Genomic DNA, 1782 nt, shown 5'->3' on the forward strand with positions numbered 1-1782 from the left:
GTTGTAGGTGTTGTAGGTGCTCCTTAGAAAGGAGGTGATCCAGCCGCACCTTCCGGTACGGCTACCTTGTTACGACTTAGTCCCAATCGCCAGTCCCACCTTCGACAGCTCCCTCCCACAAGGGGTTAGGCCACCGGCTTCGGGTGTTACCAACTTTCGTGACTTGACGGGCGGTGTGTACAAGGCCCGGGAACGTATTCACCGCAGCGTTGCTGATCTGCGATTACTAGCGACTCCGACTTCATGGGGTCGAGTTGCAGACCCCAATCCGAACTGAGACCGGCTTTTTGGGATTAGCTCCACCTCACAGTATCGCAACCCTTTGTACCGGCCATTGTAGCATGCGTGAAGCCCAAGACATAAGGGGCATGATGATTTGACGTCGTCCCCACCTTCCTCCGAGTTGACCCCGGCAGTCTCCCATGAGTCCCCGCCATTACGCGCTGGCAACATGGAACGAGGGTTGCGCTCGTTGCGGGACTTAACCCAACATCTCACGACACGAGCTGACGACAACCATGCACCACCTGTGAACCGGCCCCAAAGGGGAAGGACTGTTTCCAGCCCGGTCCGGCCCATGTCAAGCCTTGGTAAGGTTCTTCGCGTTGCATCGAATTAATCCGCATGCTCCGCCGCTTGTGCGGGCCCCCGTCAATTCCTTTGAGTTTTAGCCTTGCGGCCGTACTCCCCAGGCGGGGCACTTAATGCGTTAGCTACGGCGCGGAAAACGTGGAATGTCCCCCACACCTAGTGCCCAACGTTTACGGCATGGACTACCAGGGTATCTAATCCTGTTCGCTCCCCATGCTTTCGCTCCTCAGCGTCAGTTAATGCCCAGAGACCTGCCTTCGCCATCGGTGTTCCTCCTGATATCTGCGCATTTCACCGCTACACCAGGAATTCCAGTCTCCCCTACATCACTCTAGTCTGCCCGTACCCACCGCAGATCCGGAGTTGAGCCCCGGACTTTCACGGCAGACGCGACAAACCGCCTACGAGCTCTTTACGCCCAATAATTCCGGATAACGCTTGCGCCCTACGTATTACCGCGGCTGCTGGCACGTAGTTAGCCGGCGCTTCTTCTGCAGGTACCGTCACTTTCGCTTCTTCCCTACTGAAAGAGGTTTACAACCCGAAGGCCGTCATCCCTCACGCGGCGTCGCTGCATCAGGCTTGCGCCCATTGTGCAATATTCCCCACTGCTGCCTCCCGTAGGAGTCTGGGCCGTGTCTCAGTCCCAGTGTGGCCGGTCACCCTCTCAGGCCGGCTACCCGTCGTCGCCTTGGTGAGCCATTACCTCACCAACAAGCTGATAGGCCGCGAGTCCATCCAAAACCACAAAAAAGCTTTCCACCCCCCACCATGCGATGAGGAGTCATATCCGGTATTAGACCCAGTTTCCCAGGCTTATCCCAGAGTTAAGGGCAGGTTACTCACGTGTTACTCACCCGTTCGCCACTAATCCCCGGCGCAAGCACCGGATCATCGTTCGACTTGCATGTGTTAAGCACGCCGCCAGCGTTCATCCTGAGCCAGGATCAAACTCTCCGTTGAAGTAAAACAGACACAGCACGCACCCCCGGGAAAACGGGATAACCAGGCTGCACAAAATTTGAAACCAGCTGTAAAAACCAGACCACACCACGGGGTGGCATAACCTGGTCAATTCAACCAATCCATTACAATAAATTGGTATCAACAAACTTGGCACACTATTGAGTTCTCAAACAACAGACACACCCGGCACCACCACAACCAACATTCAGTCGCGGATCGCTCCGG

At 56.0% G+C, this 1782-nt stretch carries 1 rRNA gene; it reads right to left on the minus strand.

Going from position 1 to position 1782, the window contains the following annotated elements:
• Window positions 1-27 precede the first annotated feature (27 nt).
• Window positions 28-1554: ribosomal RNA gene (locus tag AC1DEY_RS23155) — 16S ribosomal RNA — on the minus strand.
• Between the last annotated feature and the right edge of the window lie 228 nt (window positions 1555-1782).

Source organism: Arthrobacter sp. 05T47 (genome assembly GCF_056395825.1).